The sequence below is a fragment of the Riemerella anatipestifer genome (genome assembly GCF_035666175.1).
Classification (GTDB): Bacteria; Bacteroidota; Bacteroidia; order Flavobacteriales; family Weeksellaceae; genus Riemerella; species Riemerella anatipestifer_D.
The window spans coordinates 519,386-537,011 of the sequence record NZ_CP142016.1; the positions used below are offsets into that span (position 1 = coordinate 519,386).

The following is a 17,626-nucleotide window of genomic DNA, read 5'->3' on the forward strand; positions in this document are numbered from 1 at the left end:
AAAATAGAATATGACTTGGACTGAAGTATTAGCACCTATAAAAAATTCCTCTTACTTTAAAAATTTATGGCAAAAAGTAAAACAGGAGTATCACCAGTATAAATGCTTTCCTCCCAAAGAACAAATATTTAGAGCTATTGAGCTTACTCCTTTTGAAGAAGTGAAAGTCGTAATTTTAGGGCAAGACCCTTATCATAATGATTTTCAAGCTAACGGATTATGTTTTTCTGTATCAGACCAAGTACCTGCACCACCATCACTAAGAAATATTTTCAAAGAGTTGCAAGACGATTTAGGTATAATTAAAACCAGCAACAAGCTAGACTCTTGGGCAAAGCAAGGCGTACTTCTACTAAATGCTACTCTTACCGTAAAAGCTCACGAAGCAAACTCTCATAAAGATTTAGGTTGGGAAACATTTACAGATTTCATCATTAAAGAAATATCAGATAAAAAAGAAAATATTGTTTTTGTGCTTTGGGGTTCTTTTGCACAAAAAAAAGCTCAGTTTATAGACGCACATAAGCATTACATTATAAAAACGGCTCACCCTTCTCCCCTATCAGCTCACAGAGGCTTTCTAGGTAGCAAACCTTTCTCCAAGATAAACAATTATCTTCTATCAAAAAATAAGGAGGAAATTAAATGGTAACTTGACTGAATAAAAAAATGGCAAGCTACCTAAATCACACCGCTACAACCGATTACCTTTGCTGCGTTCCCACCCTGGAGGATTTTCAGGAGCTGGTTGTTTAGGACTTGCCGTTGCAAATATACAACTTTTTCAGAAAATACAAAACATCAGAAAATTTATAGCTTAAGAAGAGCTACATTTTCCATGCGTTTATCATTTCTCTCTTTCCTTTAGGACCTTCTAATTTCTCCACTTTAAAATTAAGCGATTTTAACACCCTCTGAAAACTCCCTTTAGAAGAGTACGTAGTTAACAAACCTCCTACTTTCATTTTCTCTGCCACCATTTCCATAAGAGGTAGCTCCCACAAATCTGGCTGAACTCTAGCTCCGAAACAATCGAAGTATACCAAATCTATCTTTGGTAACTCAATGTTTTTTAATTCGTAAAAATCTGTATTAATTTTTGTGATATTAAAATTAGGCAATATCTCACAAGGTTGCTCCCATTCACATTCGTGTAAAGTTGTATTGATAACATCTATATTAGGAAGATTAAATAAATTATGAAAAGATAGTTCCTTGACTTCTTCTAAACTCACCGGATACTTCTCTAGGGTAAAATAATTTATTTTCTTTATATCATTAGAAGCCCTTATTTTTTCCATACTTACTAAAGCATTAAGTCCCGTCCCAAAACCAAGCTCTAATATATTTATTTCCAAATCATTAACTCTATCTAACCCATTTTTAATAAATACATGCCTTGCTTCTTGAAGAGCTCCATGATGAGAATGATATCCCTCATTTAAGTCATTTATAAACAAGGTTTTAGAACCATCTGCTGTTAATTTAACCTCTCTTTTCATTCTATTTTTTTTCAAAAATAAACCAAAAATTGAATATTCCAAAAATTATATTATCTTTGTAAACAACGAGTAAATTTTTCAAAAATGATAATTCAAAAATCAGAAAATCCTAGAATCAGTAGTTTTAATCCTGAGAATTTTTCTTTCGGGAATACCTTTATAGACCACATGGTAATATGTGAATACGAAAACGGAAAGTGGGGAGAACCTAAACTTATGCCTTACGGACCGTTACCATTTACTCCTGCCATGATGGGTGTTAATTACGGACAAGCGTGTTTTGAAGGTATGAAAGCCTATAAGGATAAAGATGGTGAAGTTTACTTATTCCGTCCAGAAAAAAACTTTGCAAGAATTAACAAATCTGCAAAAAGACTAGCAATACCTGAACTTCCTGAAGAAGTTTTCATGAATGGATTAAAAGCTCTAATGGACATTGACAGAGATTGGATTCCTTACGGTGAAAACTCTTCTTTATATATTCGTCCTTTATTATTTGCTACAGAAGAAGCTCTTAAAGCAAGAATCGCCGACAAATACATGTTTGCTATAGTGGCAGCACCAGCAAAATCTTACTATACAGAACCTGTTTCTGTAAAAATAGCAGACTATTACTCTCGTGCTGCTAGTGGTGGAGTTGGTTCAGCTAAGGCAGCTGGAAACTATGCTGCTTCTTTCTACCCAACTAAATTAGCTAACGAGGAAGGTTATGAACAGATTATTTGGACAGATGACGCTTCTCACGAGTATTTTGAAGAAAGTGGCACTATGAATGTATTTGTAAGAATAGAAGATACTATTTACACACCTCCTACATCTGATAAAATATTAGACGGTGTAACTAGAGATAGTTTTATACAACTAGCTAAACATAATAATATAGAGGTAAAAGTAGAACCCGTTAGCGTAAAGAAAGTAATTGAAGCACACAAAGAAGGTACCTTAAAAGAAGTTTGGGGGGTTGGGACAGCAGTAGTTTTAAGTGTATTCCAAGCGTTAGGGTACAAAGATGACAAAATGGTTCTACCTCAACTAAGCGAGGAAGAAAGTTTTGCAATAAAACTTAAAAACCAGTTAGTAAGCATTCAAACTAATACAAGCGAAGACCCATTTGGATGGAGATATAAAGTAGAGAAAGGATTTGTAGATACTTTATAATAACATCTAAATATAAGTTATAAGAAAGAGAAGACTAACAGAATAGTCTTCTCTTTTTTTACGATAACTAAAAAAGTACACAAATTCTCAAGTTCATCTCTTTAAATTGAAATAAAAAACCCTGACACTTTAGAAAGCATCAGGGTAAAAACTAATAACCATGAAAACTCAAATTAAACATGAGAATCGTTATTATTATATCAAAAGCTGTGCCAAAAAAAGTTTTAAAACTAGAAATAAGTTCGTATTTTTGTACGGTTAAAATTAAAATAAAATGTCAGGAAACATTACTTTTACAATGATTAAACCAGATGCAGTAGCAGATGGACACATAGGAGCTATACTAGGGAAAATAGCTGAAGCAGGATTTAAAATTAAAGCAATGAAACTTACTCAACTTACAGTAGCTGATGCTAAGAAGTTTTATGAAGTTCATGCTGAAAGACCTTTCTACGGAGAGTTAGTAGAGTTTATGTCTTCAGGACCTATTGTAGCAGCTGTTTTAGAAAAAGAAAATGCAGTTGAAGATTTCAGAAAACTAATTGGTGCTACAAACCCTGCTGAAGCAGCTGAAGGAACTATAAGAAAGATGTTCGCTAGAAGTGTAGGAGAAAATGCAGTACACGGTTCTGACTCTGACGAAAACGCACAGATAGAATCAGCATTCCACTTCTCTGGAAGAGAAATTTTCTAAGAAGAATAAAAACAATATCATAAAAAAGGCTATCTCATCTCTGAAATAGCCTTTTTTGTATCATTAAATCAATAACAAACTAACTTTCTTATTCGCAAAGGATAATTCCTTTATCTTTACTAAATTCTATAACGCCACTCTTTATCGGAAGCGAATAAATAGAGTCTTTACCATCTTCTTTAGAAAAATACTTCGCATAATCTGCTGATACTTTATCAAGGTAAAGTTTTACTTTTCCCCCAACTAAAGACGATACAATAGCTGCGTGATTTTTCATAATATGAAACTCTCCATTCTTCCCTGGAAGTAGCACAGACTCTACCTCTCCCTCAAAAGCTACATATTCTGGTGTTAATATTTTTATATTCATCTTAAATGACAGTTTAAAATTTTAAATGTTGAGTTTTAGAATAACCTCTAAAACTCAACACTTAAAATCTGAATTATTTATTTTCTGCTAACATTTTCTCTCCAGCCTCTATAGCTTCCTCTATAGTACCTTTAAGGTTAAATGCTGCTTCTGGTAAATGGTCTAGTTCACCATCAATAATCATATTAAATCCTTTGATAGTATCTTTAATATCTACCAATGCTCCAGGAATACCTGTAAATTGTTCCGCTACGTGGAATGGCTGAGATAAGAATCTCTGTACCTTTCTTGCACGATAAACTACCAATTTATCCTCTTCAGAAAGTTCCTCCATACCAAGGATAGCAATGATATCTTGTAATGCTTTATATCTTTGTAAAATTTCTTTTACTCTCTGAGCACAATTATAATGTTCCTCTCCAATAATTTCTGGAGCTAATATTCTAGAAGTTGAATCTAGTGGATCTACCGCTGGATAAATACCTAAAGAAGCAATTTTTCTAGAAAGTACCGTAGTCGCATCTAAGTGAGCAAAGGTAGTTGCTGGAGCTGGGTCGGTTAAGTCGTCCGCAGGAACATATACCGCCTGTACTGAAGTAATGGAACCATTTTTAGTAGAAGTAATTCTCTCCTGCATCGCACCCATCTCAGATGCTAATGTTGGCTGATAACCTACCGCAGAAGGCATACGACCTAGAAGTGCAGACACCTCTGAACCTGCCTGTGTAAAACGGAAAATGTTATCCACGAAGAAAAGTACATCTCTACCTTGTCCTGTCTCTCCACCATCACGGTAGTACTCTGCTAAAGTAAGACCAGAAAGTGCTACTCTTGCTCTCGCACCTGGTGGCTCATTCATCTGCCCAAAAACGAAAGCAGCTTTAGACTCCTTCATTAACTCGGTATCTACTTTAGAAAGATCCCAACCTCCTTCTTCCATAGAGTGCATAAAGTCGTCTCCGTATTTAATAATACCAGACTCTAACATCTCTCTAAGAAGGTCGTTACCCTCACGGGTTCTTTCACCTACTCCTGCAAACACAGATAGACCACCGTGCCCTTTTGCAATGTTATTGATAAGCTCTTGAATAAGTACTGTTTTACCTACTCCCGCACCTCCAAATAAACCGATTTTACCTCCTTTTGCATAAGGCTCAATAAGGTCAATTACTTTAATACCTGTATAAAGTACCTCTGCTGAAGTAGAAAGTTGATCAAACTTAGGTGCTTCTCTGTGGATTGGCAAACCGCCTTCTTTAGATAAATCCTGTAATCCATCGATAGCATCACCCACTACATTAAATAGTCTTCCGTTAACTTCATCACCTATAGGCATTGTAATTTGGCGACCTTGTCCTACTACTTCCTGCCCTCTTTGAAGACCATCTGTAGCGTCCATAGCGATACATCTTACTGTATCCTCACCAATATGTTGCTCTACTTCAAGCACAAGCTTTTCACCATTTTTTTTAGTAATTTCCAGTGCATCATAGATCTTTGGAAGCTCTTCTACTTCGCTAAAAACGACATCTATTACTGGACCAATAATCTGAGAAATTTTTCCTTTAATTTGGTTTGCCATTGCTAATTTTTTTCTTGTGTGCAAATATAATGATTATTAACAAATTTCCAATTGCTTAAAAAAAAGATTTTTATCATATTTGCAAAACAAGTATTTGGAAAGATTTTATTGTTCTAAAATAATTCCAGTAAACCTATTTTATGAAAGTTATAAGCTCCATATCTGAATATAAAAACACCTCTCCCACTGCTCTATCAATAGGAATGTTTGATGGTGTTCATCTTGGACATCAAAGCATTATCAAAAATTTAAAGGAAATATCAGACGAGAAAAATCTCAGTTCTGGACTACTAACTTTTTGGCCACATCCTAGAACTATATTTAACCCTAATGAAAATTTAAAACTTCTAAATACTTTAACTGAAAAGACCTCTTTAATCGAGAATTTGGGTGTGGATTTTCTTTTTTTACAAAACTTTGACGAAGACTTTAGAAACCTCTCCGCAGATGATTTTGTAAAGAAAATTTTAGTAGACAAACTTAATGTAAAGTATCTTATTATAGGTTATGACCACCGTTTTGGAAAGGATAAAAAAGGAGATTTTAATCTGCTCCAAAAAATGGCAACCGAATTTGATTTTGAAGTTCAGCAATTAGATGCCATACAGCTAGAAAATCAAAACATCAGTTCTACTAAAATCAGGAATGCAATTACCAGTGGTGATTTTAAAAGTGCTAATGATATGCTGGGCTACCACTACCCACTAAGTGGCAAGGTGATACACGGTAAAAAAATAGGACGGACCATTGGCTATCCTACCGCTAATATCAGTATTGACGATATTAAATTATTACCAAAAAAAGGAGCTTATATTGTAGAAGTTTGGATAAATAATCTATTCTATAAAGGAATGCTAAGCGTAGGCACTAATCCTACAGTATCAGGCACAGAATTATCTGTAGAAGTGTATATTCTAGACTTTAATAAAGATATTTACGACCAAGACATTACCATAAAATTTAGAGATTTCCTACACGAAGAAATTAAATTTGATGGACTAGAAGCTCTTATCAAAAAACTTGACGAAGATAAAGCCCTAACCGAAAGTTTTGAGTTCTAAAATCTATAAACTCAATACTTCTTCTTTTTGTTTTTTGGTGAGTTTGCTAAAAACCAAGTCGTAAGAGTGGTCTAACAACTCCAATAATAATGATTTTGGTAAACCTTCCACCACCACCGTATTCCAATGTTTTTTGTTCATATGGTAGGCTCCGTATATTTGAGGATATTGTTCTCTCAATACTTCACTCCATTCGGGATTAGTCTTTACATTAAATGCTAATGGAATTCTATCTAAAAAAATTAACATAAAGATTTTTTCTGAAACCTTAAACACCAAAGTTTCGTCATGAAAAGGAAAACTTTCGGTAACGCCTTTCTTCTCTAAACAATAGGCTCTTATAGTTTCTATATCCATAGCTTTTATCTAGCCAATAGACAAAACAACAACGCCAGCATTGCAGGTACTGCTTGCAATAGAATGATTTTTTTACTAGCTGTAAGCCCTCCGTAAATCCCCGCTACAATAACACAACCAAGAAAGAAAGCCCTTACATTAAAGCTCCATTCTGGGTTTTCTATCAAAAAAGACCACACCAAACCTGCGACTAAAAACCCGTTATACAACCCTTGATTAGCAGCCAACCCCTTAGTAGGTCTAAATAATTCTTTCGGTAGACTTTTGCCAAAAACTCTTTTACCTGCTGTTTCCCATGCAAACATCTCCATCCACAAAATGTAAAGATGCTCTACCGCTACTAAAACCGTTAAAATTTCTCCTATTATTTTCATATTTTGAAAAGACATCTATAAAGTGATTGTTTTAGAAACCAAAATTTCAAATTGGCAAGCACTCCACTTTTAGCACTTTAGTCTCCATTTCACAGATAACTTGTTATATAGTCACCCTTTTATTCAATTATCTCTAGTTTCAATTTTATCAAACCTATCTTATCTCTATTTCTAACTTTGTTATTGCTGCTAATATTCCCTCGCAAGTTTGATTCATCTGTAAAATTACTAGCATCCCAAGTATCGTTAACAATTTTTCCATCTGAATAAAACCAAGTCCTATTTGCTTTTTTTATCCGAATTAATTTCTGTTTAAATAATTTTTCGTCTTTCGGAATAAACTCTATAGTAAAATCAGTTGAAACAAAATTATTGTTATCAAATTTTAAACCCTGTTGTCCAAATTCTAACATATTTTGTTTTTTAATAGAATACATATCAAATAAACTTAATAACTTTATAGTTCTTAAAAACAGTTCATTCGTATCTGAATTCCCACTTGCATATTTAATTGTAGGAATTATTATCTCGTCTCTAAATGACTCGTTTGAAATGTATTTGAATTTTACATTTTCACTTGAAAAGTTTTTTTCTAATTCAGAAAAATAAGAACGAATATTTTTTTCTGTATCACTATTAACTTTAGGACTGACAAAAACTAGTTCGTAGTTTTTATCAGGAAAATACGATAGTAATGATAAATAGGAACGTAAAAGTTTCTTTAAAACTCTATCTTTTGTTTCTTCTTTACTTCCATAATTTAAGCCTGCTTCGTGAAAAGCAATATCTATTGCATAAACAGTGTTACTTGAATCCATACCAATCACATCAACTTCTGCTTGTTTGAGTAACTGCCTTAATTGTGATTTTTTAAAAACATTAAAATTTGAATCTTCTTTAACTCTGTCATAAATATTTTGAACTTTTTCGTCATTAAACACTTCCCATTTATTTGAACTTTTCCAATTTGTCTGATAAAAAACACATTTTTTAACATGCTTCAGGTAGCTTAAAATTAATGATTCTCCTATTTCTAATTTCATTATATTCTGTTTTTAATATCAGTAGTTCTTAGATCTGCCTTACAAAGTATTTATTAAAATTAAGTTTAACAAAACAAATCGGCTATCTTAAATTCAAAAGATAACCTCTTTGTTATTAGCTAAAATAGGTTTTATTTCTTGTTAGCTAAATGATAATAAGCCAACATCTTATAATATAGCTTTGCCGCTAAAAATGCCGTAGGTTTCGCCATTGGAGAGTCCATAAGTTCTACAATATCAAAAGCCACTACATTGCATTTTTCAAACACCTTTTTTAGGAGCTCTAAAGTAGGATACCAAGCTAAACCTCCCGGTTCTGGCGTCCCTGTAGATGGAGCAATAGAAGGGTCAAACGCATCTAAATCTATCGTAATGTAAACATTTCCTGACACTTTTTCTAATACCTCATCTATCCAATTAGGATTTTGAGCAATCTCGTGAGCCCAAAAACACTGTCCTTTTGGTACATATTGCATCTCTTCTGCGTCCATAGAACGGATACCTACTTGCACTAGATTATGCTTCTGACTAGCTTCAAACACTGCACAAGCGTGATTAGATGTAGACCCGTGAAACTCTGGGCGAAGGTCTGTATGAGCGTCTAGTTGTAATACAGTAAGATTTTCATACTTCTCTCCTACCGCACGGATAGAGCCAATAGATACCGAATGCTCCCCACCAAAAAGAGTAAATAATTTATCTTCGTGTTTTAGGAGTTCTTTTGTTTTTTGGTACACCGCTTCCGTCATAGCTTCTGGAGAGCTGTCTTCCGTTACCTCACCTGCTAAATACACGCCTTCTAAATAAGGTTCTGTACCTGTCTCAATATCGTAAAGCTCCATATTTTCGGAAGCATCTAAAAATAGTTCTGGACCTTTATCAGCTCCTTTACCCCAAGTAGATGTCCCGTCATAAGGAACGGTAACTAACATTACTTTTGAGTTTTCTAAACTTGCATTTTCCTCTGGAATACCTGCGTATGTTTTCATTTAATATAATTTTGTGTTATTATTTTTTAATAGCCTACCAGTTTAAGTACATCTTCTGGACTTTGTTTTTCTCTAAATAGCTCGTAAACAAAGTTTCCTTCTTCATCTTTAGTAATTAAAATGTGTCTTGGTTGAGGAATTAAACAGTGGTGTGCCCCTCCATAACCACTAATACTCTCCTGATAAGCCCCTGTATTAAAGAACCCTATATAAAGAGGCTTGGTATCGCTAAATACAGGGAGATAGATGGCATTAGTATGCTGTTCGGAGTTGTAGTAGTCATCAGAATCACAAGTAAGACCTCCTAAAAACACCCTCTCATAACTGTCTTCCCAACGGTTGAGTGGCAACATAATAAAATGTCTAGAAATAGCCCAAGTATCTGGCAGAGTCGTCATAAAACTACTGTCTATCATATCCCATTTCTCACGGTCGTTTTGTCTTTTCTGACTGATAATTTGGTACAGATTAGCACCACTTTCGCCTACGGTAAAAGACCCAAATTCGGTATAGATATTAGGCTCTTCTACCCCTTCCTCTTCGCAGAATTTTTTAATTTGAGAAACAATCTCATTCACCATATACTCATAGTCGTAATCGAAGTTGAGCGAGGTTTTAATTGGAAACCCTCCACCTATGTTAAGCGAATCTACCTCTGGTGCAATTTTCTTAAGCCTTGCATACACTCGTAAGCATTTAAAGAGTTCGTTCCAATAATAAGCGGTGTCTTTAATCCCCGTATTGATGAAAAAGTGCAACATTTTCAGCCTTGCATTAGGGTGTTCCGCTATTTTCTGACTGTAATATGGGATAATATCCTTATAACCTATCCCCAATCTAGAGGTATAAAATTCAAACTTCGGTTCTTCTTCGGAAGCAATTCTAATCCCGATATTAAAGGTAGTATCTATACTTTCTGTAAGTTTATCCAGCTCTCTGTAATTATCTAGGATAGGTGTAATATTCTCAAAACCTTCATTGATTAAATCTGATATTTTCTCCAAATAATCATCGGTTTTAAAACCATTACAAATCACTTCTATATCTTTGGTTACCTTACCTTTATCGTAGAGTTTTCGTACAATATCCATATCAAATGCAGACGAAGTCTCCATACTAATATCATTTTTAAGAGCTTCCTCTAGCACAAAAGAAAAATGGCTAGATTTAGTGCAATAACAATAGCGATATGTATTGCGATACTCGTTTTTAGCAATGGCTTCCGAAAACCATTTTTTTGCCCTTTGGATATTTTGAGAAATCTTTGGTAGGTAACTTATCTTTAGAGGTGTCCCAAACTTCTCCACCACTTCCATTAGGTTAATCCCATGAAAATGAAGACTTTCATTCTCATAACTAAACTCTTCTTGTGGAAAATAAAGCGTTTGGTCTATTAGTTCCGAATATTTAATTTTCATTATACTTGATCGAATTTTTTATCTATGCAAAAATGCTAAAAAAATTTGAGTAATACCTCAGCTATCACCTAATTTTTGGTTAAATATTTAAAAGAAATTTCAATCTATATAAACTAATCTTTACTCAAAAATACGAGCAAACTCCCACTAGCGTAGCTGATAAAAACGGTATCTTCATCGGCTATATTTCTGGTGCCTATCCTTCTGGTGATAGATAAATCCTCTTTATTAAGGCTCCACCTAAGCCCTCTAGTAACAATAGATTTAGCTTCTGGAAAAGGATACAAAGAAACGGTTTTACCTTTTACCTCCTTTAGTTCCACCTGTTGAGGAATAAAAAAATAAGTTGCCATATCATCGTAGAAAGTAATGTCTATCTCTTCCTTAAACTGATAGGCTACGGTTAAATTACCTAAAAAATGATCTTGCTCTTTGCCACTAGCTCCGTAAACATCTACTTTAGTAATCCCTTTCTGTTTAAGAAGGTCTAAGGCTTTATAAAAATCTGTAAAATCCTGATTGAGTGTAGAAATTACCTTCTCACTTGGAAGATCTTCTAAAGAAACAACAGAGTCAAAATCACCTGAAATAAAAGCCAACTGCTCCGCCGTAACGCCCTTTTGTTTGAGATAACTCCAAGCTCCATCGGTACACGCCCAAATATCCTCCTCCGAATAAGGTGGCAACTGTTTGGGAGGTTCGCCATTGATGTATAAAATTGCTTTTTTGGGTTCTTTAGCCATTGTTATTCTATGGTCTATCGTTAGGATTCCAATACTCTTCTGGTTCGTGGTGTAAATGAGAAATGTATCTCGCTAATACAAACAGATAATCAGACAAACGATTGAGGTATTTTATAAGTTCTGCTCTTACTTCTTCTTGTTCACTTAAAGCGACTAAATAGCGTTCTGCTCTTCTACAAACCGTTCTAGCCACATGCAAATGTGCCGAAGCCTTGCCTCCTCCTGGTAAAATAAAGAATTGTAACGGCTCTAGCTGTTCATCAAAGGCGTCTATCCAACGCTCCAAAGTCTCTATTTCGTTTTGACCTATAACTAACGGAAGTCTAGATTTACCATTCGCTAAGAAAAGTTTATCTACAGGCGTTGCAGACTCTGAGCCAAGTGTAAACAAATCAAACTGAATGGCCTTAAATTGCTCTAAAACTTCTGCCTCTTGAATATAAGATTTTGCTACACCTAGACACGCATTAAGCTCGTCTATAGTACCATAGGCCTCCACTCTAAGATGAGCTTTAGAAACCCTTGTACCTCCATAGAGAGAGGTTGCTCCACTATCGCCTGTTTTTGTATAAATTTTCATTCAGCGAATATCAATGTTAAATCTTTTCAAACCTAAAGTTTTCTCCGAGATAGGCTTGTCTTACCTCTGGGTCATTGGCTAAATCTTCTGGTAAGCCTTCCTTTAGAATTTTACCTTCAAACATAATATAAGTTTTGTTGGTAATGGCTAGAGTTTGTTGCACATTATGGTCGGTAATAAGGATACCGATATTTTTCTCCACCAAAGACCTCACGATTTTTTGTATATCTTCCACTGCAATAGGGTCAACTCCTGCAAAAGGCTCATCTAGTAAAATAAAATTAGGACTGGTGGCTAAGCATCTTGCAATTTCAGTACGCCTTCTTTCTCCACCCGATAACAGGTCCCCCCTGTTCTTCCTCACATGCTCCAATGAAAACTCCTCTATAAGTGCATCGCACTTTAGGCGTTGCTCTTTTTTAGAAAGTTTGGTAAGTTGTAGTACTCCCATAATATTGTCTTCTACGGAGAGCTTTCTAAACACAGAGGCTTCTTGTGCCAAATAACCTATCCCTTTTTGGGCTCTACGGTACATAGCATCTTTTGTAATGTTTTGCTGGTCTAGAAATATGTTGCCTTGCGTTGGCTTTACCAAACCTACAATCATATAAAAGGTAGTGGTTTTACCTGCTCCATTAGGTCCTAAAAGCCCTACTATTTCGCCTTGCTTTACCTCTATAGATACGCCTTTTACGACCTTCTTAGGTCCGTATTCTTTAATTAAATTATCTCCCCGTAAAATCATAAGTACAAATATAGAGATATTTCTTTAACATATAATAGTCTAGATTTCCTTTATCAAAAAGAGCTAAACTGATAATGGTAAATTACCACTCACCAAGTAATTTTAATTGATTTCTGTACAGCAATACCTTACCTTCATTTTCTAATTTCTTGAGCATTCTGCTTATTACCACTCTAGAACTTGCTAAATCGTTAGCTATCTGCTCATGAGAAACATTCAGCACCGTTTTACCTATAGTTTTAGATTTTTCTTTAAGATAATTAAGTAGCCTTGTATCTAAACTATTAAAAACCACCATATCCAATGCCTTAATGATCTTCATAAATCGGTCTTGCATTGTCATCATAACAAAGGATTTCCAAGTAGGATATTTCATCATCCACTTATCCATATATTCCATAGGTATCATCCAAAGTTCCGAAGGCTCTTCTGCAACCGCAATAATCTCGCTTTTCTTCTCCTGCATACAGCAGGTAAAAGTCATAGCACAACCGTCTTCAGCGTTAAGATAATACATCAGCAGCTCTTTACCATTATCATCTATCATAGAGACCTTTAGCGTTCCGCTCATCACAATAGGCATATAGACAATAGGCTGCTCCACATTGATGATTACCTCGCCTTCTTCGGCTAATTTTAGTTTTCCTACAGAAGAAATTTCCTCTATGAGTTCTGGTTCGAAAAGATTATTAACACGCTGACTAAATTGCATCTCGTAAGATTTTTATTTTAACACCAAATGATTTTCTATCACCAAAGCCTTTAGCTCTGTTTCTCGCCATTCTTTTGATGGTAGGCTTTTAGCGTTTATGCCACCACCTACATACACCAAAGCCTTGTTTTGATATACCTCTGCACACCTAAGATTTACAAAATAAAACACACCATTGTGATGGGTTATTTTGATATATCCCGAATAAAGCTCTCGAGAGTGGCTTTCAAACGCCTTGATGCTTTCCTTACAAAATGCTTTTGGGATACCACAAACGGCTGGTGTAGGGTGCAGCTCTTCTATAATATACGGCACTTGGTCTGCGGCAACTTCTAGCACAAAATCGTTTCTAAGGTGCTTTATAGAACCGCTTGGCACGGTATAAGTTTCGGATACTTCTACCCTATCCGAGTATTTGGTAAGCGTGGTTTTAATGTAATCCGTTACGGGTTTTTGTTCCTCTAGCTCTTTGTCGGTCCATTCTTCGTTTAGAGGCAGCGTTCCCGCCAAACTCATCGTATTGAACTGATGACTATTAAAGTCATACTCGCCTAAAGTTTCGGGCGTAGCTCCTACCCAACACTTGCCATCACGAATAAATAAATAAACCAAAGCCGAAGGATAGGCTTTGCATAAGGCTAAAAAAGTAGCAGTAAGCGATGCTTCTCTACCGTTAAAATCTAGTATTTTTCGTCTAGAAATTACCAATTTGGGTAAACGGTGCGTCTTGATAAACGCTACCACTTGGGCTATCTTTCCTAAGTAGGTATTTTCGTCCTCATCAGCTTCGGCTAAATCTGATAAAGCCTTTAATTCGGTAGAAGAATAGTCTAAAGATTGTAACTCCTCGGCAGAAATTTCTTTAGTGGTTCCTTTAAACGAATATCTTTGATAACCATCAAAATCAAAAAAAGAAACCTCATCTTCCGCTCCAGTAGAGGCTTCGGATAAGGTATAAATGGTTGTTGTATTAGGTAGTCTATAAAAAACAGAATCTCTCTGCATCTATTTCGCTATAATATTATTAGTCATTGTAGTATGGTTGATAAGCACTCCTTTCTCATCTCTGATTTCTATTTCAGAAACGTGTACCGTTCTGCCTTTTCTAATAAATCGGGCAACACCAGTGAGTATTCCGTCTTTTTTACTTCTGAGGTGGTTAGAGTTGATGTTAGTCCCCACCGCATAAAACTTTGATGCGTCCACATTGATGCCAGACAGACAAGAACCTAGCGTCTCCGCTAATACACAACTTGCCCCACCGTGCAAAATCCCAAATGGCTGATGCACCCTTTCGGTTACAGGCATCGTGGCAGTAAGGGTGTCTTCAGTAACATCGGTAAACACGATGTCTAGCAGCTTACCCATATGCATCTCGCCCCAATGATTAAGGAACTCTAATATTTCTTTTTTCTTTGCTTCTTCCATCGTTCTAGAAATGATTATTGAATGTTAGGATTCCAATTTTCTGGTACTTTAGGCACGATGTTTCGCTCCACGAAATAATCGCCGATTATTTTAAGTATTTCTTCGTAAGGTTTTGTCTGTACTTCTTCTAGACTTATCTTCCTACCCAAATAGATGGTTTTGGTTCTAAAATCTCCCGAAGCCATTACAATAGGTACTTTAGCCGCCAAAGCCATATGATAAAACCCTTTTCTCCATTTTTCTACATAGCTTCTAGTTCCCTCTGGAGTAATCACCAGCGAAAAATCTTCTTTTTCAAACTGTTTTGCGACAAAGTTTACCAAATTGTTCCTTTGGCTACGGTCTATCCCAATACCGCCTATTGCCTTTATCAAGCCCCCGTACCACGCTTTAGTATGGGCATCTTTAATAATTACCTTAAGAGGCTTCCCTAAAGACCAATACGCCAAGTTGCCCAGCATATACTCCGAGTTGTGTGTATGTGGAGCCACCACAAGAATACAGCGGTCTAGATTATTAACATCTCCGTCTAAAACCACCTTCCAACCTATAATTTTAAGAATGATTTTCGCTAGTATTTTTTTCATAGTATTTTAATTTTAAACAAAACAGATAGCCCAAAAACTTTAGGCTATCTGCAAAGGTAATTATTTTATACTAAATCTATTTTAAAAGAATATCCCAAAAACGAAATCTATAAACTTAGTGATGAGTTCTAAGACCAATTGTATCATAATATCTTGTTTTTAATGGTGATTATTTTTAGCAAATATAAGTTTTTATTGTCAACTTCAAAACTTATTTTCTGTTTTTTATACTGATGATAATGTCGCTAATATCATCACCATCTAGGTTAAGTCCTTCAATCACTTTTTCGGCTTCTTTCTCATCGTATTTCTTACCATTAACGGTGATAGAATCACTATCCGCAGTATTAAAGCTAATGTGGTTACCACCAGAACTGAAAGAGAATGAGGCTTGATTAAACACTTTGCTATTTGAACTGTGAGAATTATTGGATTGATTATCTCTATTCTCGTCATCTTCGCTAAGGTTAACTTTTGAGTTTTCCATTTCCAAAACTTTCATCGTTCTAGGAACTACCAATTCGTAATCTATGCTGTAATTTCTCATTCTATCTTGGTACGGATAACTAAAGTAGTTAGGTATGAATATTTTATTACCTTCCACTTTTACTGGAATATTCGCTCTCAACGGTAAATTATACCCCGAAGCTCTTTTCTTAACCACAAGATAAGGTGTTTTTACAGTATCTTTTCTCACAATTTCAATGTACGGATATCCGTCTTCTTCAAAAACAGTTTTGTTATCCGAGTACACGCTATTCCAGTAAGATTTGAACTGTGGTGGTATGTTCACTTTGTTAGTCCCTACCCACAAGCTATCAGAAGTGGTATTGATGGCTATATTATCTGTTTCCTCATTAGAACCTCTAAAATTGCTTTGATAATTCATTGCGGAAAACCCTGTAATTCCTAGTAATACTAACCAAACAAAACACAACGCTCCTATAATGTATCCCACATATTTCAGCTTAGTTTTAGGAGAAAATAACTTGATAGATAAAAAGATGAATATCAGTGCAGGTATAAGCATCGTAACAAAAGCTAAGGCAAGTCCCGCAAATTTTATATTAGTATCATCTATATAAAACCCTACAAACCCTGGCAAAGTAAGTCCCGTGCCTGTAACACTAACTCCAAACACCATAAATGCTCCTGCTAAAAATACCAAGCCTAGCAGTCCTAGAAAACCGCCAATTACATACCTTAACGCATTTAGAATACTATTCCCCGCTTCGTTGATGACTGGTCTAGTATCCTGATACACCTCATTGATGCGTTGGGTAGAATCGTTAGCAAATTTTACTATTTTGCTAGATTCATTTTTCAAATTATCAAAGTTAAGTGGCTCCCCTCTCATCTTCAGAAAATCTGCTGCCGTAGTTGCTTTGGGAAGAATAATCCAAAAAACCACATAGACTAATACCATAAGCATTGGAGACCCTGGCAATGGAATCAAAATTAGAAATAATGCCAACCAAATAAGCCTCATAGCAGTCATATCCATTCCGAAATAAGCCGCCATACCTGCACATACTCCTGCTATTTTTTTTCTTTCTGGGTCTCTGAACAATTGTCTTTCTGACACCTTAGTTCTTTGTTGGGTAGTCTTTTGGGTGTTATGATAATCTTCTTCTTGTTCTTCTATTTGTTCTGGTCTTCCTATTTGAGCAATTACTTTCTCTACATCAGCATCATTTACCACTTCTCTCCTACCTAGACTCTCTTTAAATATTTCTACAATTCTGATTTCTATGTCATACATAATCTCATCAGCCTCCTCTGCATCTAGAGAATTTCTAAGAGCCTTTAAGTAATCACTTAGTTTGATATAAGCGTGTTCTTCTATCATAAAAGAAAAACCAGCCAGTCCTATTGATAATGTTTTGTTCATTTGTTTAGTGTTTAGAGGTTATTGTTTTTGAGTGATTTTGTTTACCGCTTGTGTGAGTTCTTGCCAAGTAGTTCTTAACTCTTCTAAGAAAACTTTGCCTTTATCCGTAATTTGATAATACTTTCTAGGAGGTCCTCCTGTAGATTCTTCCCATCGGTAAGAGAGAAACTCTCCGTTTTTAAGTCGGGTAAGTAGTGGGTAGAGCGTACCTTCCACCACATCAAAGTCTCCGTCTTTTAGCACTCCCATTAAATCGGAAACATACATTTCCTTTTTACTAAGAAGGTCTAAAATACAGAACTCTAGAATACCCTTTTTCATTTGAGCTTTAGCATTTTCTATATTCATAGGTTTAGTTTTTTATTCTATTAAACTATTTCAACAGTACAAAG

General features: G+C 35.3%; 21 protein-coding genes and 1 other RNA gene. 4 read left to right on the forward strand and 18 right to left on the reverse strand.

What is annotated here, in order from left to right:
- Positions 1–10: 10 nt before the first annotated feature.
- Entirely contained in the window at positions 11–652 is a 642-nt protein-coding gene (locus VIX88_RS02555) for a uracil-DNA glycosylase (RefSeq protein ID WP_004919430.1), read from the forward strand.
- 15 nt (positions 653–667) lie between these two features.
- Here the strand turns inward: VIX88_RS02555 and ffs are convergent.
- Both ffs and mnmD read right to left on the reverse strand, forming a co-directional pair.
- Positions 668–765, reverse strand: an RNA gene (ffs, locus tag VIX88_RS02560) — signal recognition particle sRNA small type.
- Between the two features lie 62 nt (positions 766–827).
- On the reverse strand, positions 828–1,502 hold the full coding sequence (gene mnmD, locus VIX88_RS02565) for a tRNA (5-methylaminomethyl-2-thiouridine)(34)-methyltransferase MnmD (RefSeq protein WP_004919433.1): 675 nt from the start codon (positions 1,500–1,502) through the stop codon (positions 828–830).
- A gap of 84 nt (positions 1,503–1,586) precedes the next feature.
- Between mnmD and VIX88_RS02570 the strand changes: the two genes are divergently transcribed.
- Positions 1,587–2,660, forward strand: a complete 1,074-nt coding sequence (locus VIX88_RS02570) for a branched-chain amino acid aminotransferase (protein WP_214194003.1) — start codon at positions 1,587–1,589, stop codon at positions 2,658–2,660.
- Positions 2,661–2,934: 274 nt separating this feature from the next.
- The gene (locus VIX88_RS02575; RefSeq protein ID WP_013447171.1) at positions 2,935–3,354 is read left to right on the forward strand and encodes a nucleoside-diphosphate kinase; all 420 of its coding nucleotides are present in this window, start codon (positions 2,935–2,937) and stop codon (positions 3,352–3,354) included.
- 88 nt (positions 3,355–3,442) lie between these two features.
- Here VIX88_RS02575 and VIX88_RS02580 read toward each other — a convergent pair whose 3' ends face one another.
- Positions 3,443–3,724, reverse strand: a complete 282-nt coding sequence (locus VIX88_RS02580) for a FoF1 ATP synthase subunit delta/epsilon (protein ID WP_004919446.1) — start codon at positions 3,722–3,724, stop codon at positions 3,443–3,445.
- A 73-nt stretch (positions 3,725–3,797) separates the two neighbouring features.
- Positions 3,798–5,306, reverse strand: coding sequence for a F0F1 ATP synthase subunit beta (gene atpD / locus VIX88_RS02585; RefSeq protein WP_004919449.1), 1,509 nt, complete (start codon positions 5,304–5,306; stop codon positions 3,798–3,800).
- Positions 5,307–5,446: 140 nt separating this feature from the next.
- Here atpD and VIX88_RS02590 point away from each other — a divergent pair, with 140 nt between their 5' ends.
- Complete coding sequence (locus tag VIX88_RS02590) at positions 5,447–6,367, forward strand: bifunctional riboflavin kinase/FAD synthetase (protein WP_064969875.1); 921 nt, start codon at positions 5,447–5,449, stop codon at positions 6,365–6,367.
- A gap of 3 nt (positions 6,368–6,370) precedes the next feature.
- Here the strand turns inward: VIX88_RS02590 and VIX88_RS02595 are convergent, their stop codons facing one another.
- From VIX88_RS02595 to VIX88_RS02660, 14 genes are all read right to left on the reverse strand, one after another.
- On the reverse strand, positions 6,371–6,724 hold the full coding sequence (locus tag VIX88_RS02595) for an MmcQ/YjbR family DNA-binding protein (protein WP_161398661.1): 354 nt from the start codon (positions 6,722–6,724) through the stop codon (positions 6,371–6,373).
- Between the two features lie 5 nt (positions 6,725–6,729).
- On the reverse strand, positions 6,730–7,098 hold the full coding sequence (locus VIX88_RS02600) for a DUF1304 domain-containing protein (protein ID WP_017686203.1): 369 nt from the start codon (positions 7,096–7,098) through the stop codon (positions 6,730–6,732).
- A 119-nt stretch (positions 7,099–7,217) separates the two neighbouring features.
- Entirely contained in the window at positions 7,218–8,141 is a 924-nt protein-coding gene (locus tag VIX88_RS02605; RefSeq protein WP_064970564.1) for a hypothetical protein, read from the reverse strand.
- A gap of 131 nt (positions 8,142–8,272) precedes the next feature.
- Positions 8,273–9,130: an agmatinase gene (speB, locus tag VIX88_RS02610; protein ID WP_013447170.1), complete on the reverse strand. Its 858-nt coding sequence runs from the start codon at positions 9,128–9,130 to the stop codon at positions 8,273–8,275.
- Between the two features lie 26 nt (positions 9,131–9,156).
- Positions 9,157–10,548 (reverse strand): decarboxylase, encoded by a 1,392-nt coding sequence (locus VIX88_RS02615; RefSeq protein ID WP_004919458.1) that lies wholly within the window; start codon positions 10,546–10,548, stop codon positions 9,157–9,159.
- 113 nt (positions 10,549–10,661) lie between these two features.
- Positions 10,662–11,291 (reverse strand): thiamine diphosphokinase, encoded by a 630-nt coding sequence (locus VIX88_RS02620; RefSeq protein ID WP_214194004.1) that lies wholly within the window; start codon positions 11,289–11,291, stop codon positions 10,662–10,664.
- 7 nt (positions 11,292–11,298) lie between these two features.
- A complete protein-coding gene (locus VIX88_RS02625; RefSeq protein ID WP_214194005.1) occupies positions 11,299–11,871 on the reverse strand; it encodes a cob(I)yrinic acid a,c-diamide adenosyltransferase in 573 nt (190 codons plus the stop codon).
- A gap of 16 nt (positions 11,872–11,887) precedes the next feature.
- The gene (gene lptB, locus VIX88_RS02630; RefSeq protein WP_004919463.1) at positions 11,888–12,616 is read right to left on the reverse strand and encodes an LPS export ABC transporter ATP-binding protein; all 729 of its coding nucleotides are present in this window, start codon (positions 12,614–12,616) and stop codon (positions 11,888–11,890) included.
- A gap of 82 nt (positions 12,617–12,698) precedes the next feature.
- Positions 12,699–13,328 (reverse strand): Crp/Fnr family transcriptional regulator, encoded by a 630-nt coding sequence (locus tag VIX88_RS02635; RefSeq protein WP_014937246.1) that lies wholly within the window; start codon positions 13,326–13,328, stop codon positions 12,699–12,701.
- A 12-nt stretch (positions 13,329–13,340) separates the two neighbouring features.
- Entirely contained in the window at positions 13,341–14,333 is a 993-nt protein-coding gene (locus tag VIX88_RS02640) for a chorismate-binding protein (protein WP_014937247.1), read from the reverse strand.
- Positions 14,334–14,756 carry a PaaI family thioesterase gene (locus VIX88_RS02645; protein ID WP_064969859.1) on the reverse strand — a complete coding sequence of 141 codons (423 nt, stop codon included), beginning with the start codon at positions 14,754–14,756 and terminating at the stop codon, positions 14,334–14,336.
- A 14-nt stretch (positions 14,757–14,770) separates the two neighbouring features.
- Complete coding sequence (locus tag VIX88_RS02650) at positions 14,771–15,343, reverse strand: 1-acyl-sn-glycerol-3-phosphate acyltransferase (RefSeq protein WP_014937249.1); 573 nt, start codon at positions 15,341–15,343, stop codon at positions 14,771–14,773.
- A 211-nt stretch (positions 15,344–15,554) separates the two neighbouring features.
- Positions 15,555–17,234 (reverse strand): PspC domain-containing protein, encoded by a 1,680-nt coding sequence (locus VIX88_RS02655; protein WP_214194006.1) that lies wholly within the window; start codon positions 17,232–17,234, stop codon positions 15,555–15,557.
- Between the two features lie 18 nt (positions 17,235–17,252).
- Positions 17,253–17,582, reverse strand: a complete 330-nt coding sequence (locus VIX88_RS02660) for a PadR family transcriptional regulator (protein WP_014937251.1) — start codon at positions 17,580–17,582, stop codon at positions 17,253–17,255.
- Positions 17,583–17,626 lie beyond the last annotated feature (44 nt).

What these genes read in the sequence shown, in the direction of transcription:
- VIX88_RS02605 (WP_064970564.1), bottom strand. Translation starts at nt 8,141, where the DNA reads ATGAAATTAGAAATAGGAGAATCATTAATTTTAAGCTACCTGAAGCAT.
- VIX88_RS02625 (WP_214194005.1), bottom strand. Translation starts at nt 11,871, where the DNA reads ATGAAAATTTATACAAAAACAGGCGATAGTGGAGCAACCTCTCTCTAT.
- VIX88_RS02650 (WP_014937249.1), bottom strand. Translation starts at nt 15,343, where the DNA reads ATGAAAAAAATACTAGCGAAAATCATTCTTAAAATTATAGGTTGGAAG.
- VIX88_RS02570 (WP_214194003.1), top strand. Translation starts at nt 1,587, where the DNA reads ATGATAATTCAAAAATCAGAAAATCCTAGAATCAGTAGTTTTAATCCT.
- VIX88_RS02600 (WP_017686203.1), bottom strand. Translation starts at nt 7,098, where the DNA reads ATGAAAATAATAGGAGAAATTTTAACGGTTTTAGTAGCGGTAGAGCAT.
- VIX88_RS02655 (WP_214194006.1), bottom strand. Translation starts at nt 17,234, where the DNA reads ATGAACAAAACATTATCAATAGGACTGGCTGGTTTTTCTTTTATGATA.
- VIX88_RS02645 (WP_064969859.1), bottom strand. Translation starts at nt 14,756, where the DNA reads ATGGAAGAAGCAAAGAAAAAAGAAATATTAGAGTTCCTTAATCATTGG.
- VIX88_RS02640 (WP_014937247.1), bottom strand. Translation starts at nt 14,333, where the DNA reads ATGCAGAGAGATTCTGTTTTTTATAGACTACCTAATACAACAACCATT.
- VIX88_RS02575 (WP_013447171.1), top strand. Translation starts at nt 2,935, where the DNA reads ATGTCAGGAAACATTACTTTTACAATGATTAAACCAGATGCAGTAGCA.
- VIX88_RS02595 (WP_161398661.1), bottom strand. Translation starts at nt 6,724, where the DNA reads ATGGATATAGAAACTATAAGAGCCTATTGTTTAGAGAAGAAAGGCGTT.
- VIX88_RS02590 (WP_064969875.1), top strand. Translation starts at nt 5,447, where the DNA reads ATGAAAGTTATAAGCTCCATATCTGAATATAAAAACACCTCTCCCACT.
- atpD (WP_004919449.1), bottom strand. Translation starts at nt 5,306, where the DNA reads ATGGCAAACCAAATTAAAGGAAAAATTTCTCAGATTATTGGTCCAGTA.
- lptB (WP_004919463.1), bottom strand. Translation starts at nt 12,616, where the DNA reads ATGATTTTACGGGGAGATAATTTAATTAAAGAATACGGACCTAAGAAG.
- VIX88_RS02580 (WP_004919446.1), bottom strand. Translation starts at nt 3,724, where the DNA reads ATGAATATAAAAATATTAACACCAGAATATGTAGCTTTTGAGGGAGAG.
- VIX88_RS02615 (WP_004919458.1), bottom strand. Translation starts at nt 10,548, where the DNA reads ATGAAAATTAAATATTCGGAACTAATAGACCAAACGCTTTATTTTCCA.
- mnmD (WP_004919433.1), bottom strand. Translation starts at nt 1,502, where the DNA reads ATGAAAAGAGAGGTTAAATTAACAGCAGATGGTTCTAAAACCTTGTTT.
- VIX88_RS02635 (WP_014937246.1), bottom strand. Translation starts at nt 13,328, where the DNA reads ATGCAATTTAGTCAGCGTGTTAATAATCTTTTCGAACCAGAACTCATA.
- VIX88_RS02620 (WP_214194004.1), bottom strand. Translation starts at nt 11,291, where the DNA reads ATGGCTAAAGAACCCAAAAAAGCAATTTTATACATCAATGGCGAACCT.
- speB (WP_013447170.1), bottom strand. Translation starts at nt 9,130, where the DNA reads ATGAAAACATACGCAGGTATTCCAGAGGAAAATGCAAGTTTAGAAAAC.
- VIX88_RS02660 (WP_014937251.1), bottom strand. Translation starts at nt 17,582, where the DNA reads ATGAATATAGAAAATGCTAAAGCTCAAATGAAAAAGGGTATTCTAGAG.
- VIX88_RS02555 (WP_004919430.1), top strand. Translation starts at nt 11, where the DNA reads ATGACTTGGACTGAAGTATTAGCACCTATAAAAAATTCCTCTTACTTT.